This window comes from Herbaspirillum sp. B65 (assembly GCF_000333555.1).
Classification (GTDB): domain Bacteria; phylum Pseudomonadota; class Gammaproteobacteria; order Burkholderiales; family Burkholderiaceae_D; genus Herbaspirillum; species Herbaspirillum rubrisubalbicans.
Genome location: NZ_BADI01001039.1, coordinates 1 through 997, shown reverse-complemented (window position 1 = coordinate 997; position 997 = coordinate 1). Strand labels below are relative to the sequence as shown.

Annotated in this window: 1 protein-coding gene; it reads left to right on the top strand. The window is 62.6% G+C overall.

From position 1 onward, the window contains the following. The first annotated feature begins 118 nt into the window (after positions 1-118). Positions 119-862 carry an SDR family oxidoreductase gene (locus tag I5W_RS24465; protein ID WP_044531203.1) on the top strand — a complete coding sequence of 248 codons (744 nt, stop codon included), beginning with the start codon at positions 119-121 and terminating at the stop codon, positions 860-862. Positions 863-997: the final 135 nt, after the last annotated feature.

The window sequence follows — 997 nt, the reverse complement described above, 5'->3', positions numbered from 1 at the left end:
CGTGATGTCGGACATGGCTGGACGATTACCAATGAATAATGGACTATGGATTGTAGCAAGTCCGGTATTGAGCGCCTATTCTTCGCCGTGTTCTCTCCCACTTCACAAGGAACCGATCATGAAAACCGTCCTCATCACTGGCTGTTCGTCCGGCTTCGGCCTGGAAATCGCCAACTATTTCCTGCAACGCGACTGGCAGGTCATCGCCACCATGCGCACGCCCCGCGGCGAACTGTTACCGGCTTCGCCCAAGCTGCGCATCCTGCCGCTGGACGTGACCAGTGCCGCCAGCATCACCGCCGCCATCGGCGCGGCCGGCCCCATCGACGTACTGGTCAACAATGCCGGTATCGGTGCGCTGGCCGCCGTCGAAGGCCAGCCCCTGGATCAGGTGCGCGAGATCTTCGAGACCAACACCCTGGGCAGCATCGCCATGACTCAGGCCGTCATCCCGCAGATGCGTCAGCGCGGCGCGGGGGTGATCATCAACGTCACATCTTCGGTGACCCTGCGCTCGCTGCCGCTGCTGGCGGTCTACACGGCCAGCAAGGCGGCCGTGAATGCCTTCACCGAATCGGTCGCACTGGAACTGGGCAGCGTGGGCGTGCAGGCCCGCCTGGTCTTGCCGGGCCGCGCACCGCATACCCGCTTTGCCGACAACGCCCGGCCGCGCATGGAGGGGACCATTCCAGAAGCCTATGGCGCGCTGGCGGCCCAGGTGTTCAGCAATTTCCAGGACGATACCCAGATCACCCACGCCAGCGACGTGGCTCAAGCCGTCTGGCTGGCCGCTACCGATCCGGCCGCACCGATGCGCATCGCAGCCGGAGAAGATGCCAAGGAGTGGATGCGCACGGCCTAGGCATAAGCGAGGGAAAGGCGGAAGGTCCTTGGTACAAGGGGTGGTCGTGATGTATGGATTTTTGTTGATCATTGATCCATACTAGATGGGCAGCTTGCCACCCGCGGCAGGCAACCACACTCAGGATTCCCCATG

Excerpts from the sequence above, each read along its gene's own strand:
- I5W_RS24465 (WP_044531203.1), top strand. The coding sequence starts at position 119 with ATGAAAACCGTCCTCATCACTGGCTGTTCGTCCGGCTTCGGCCTGGAA.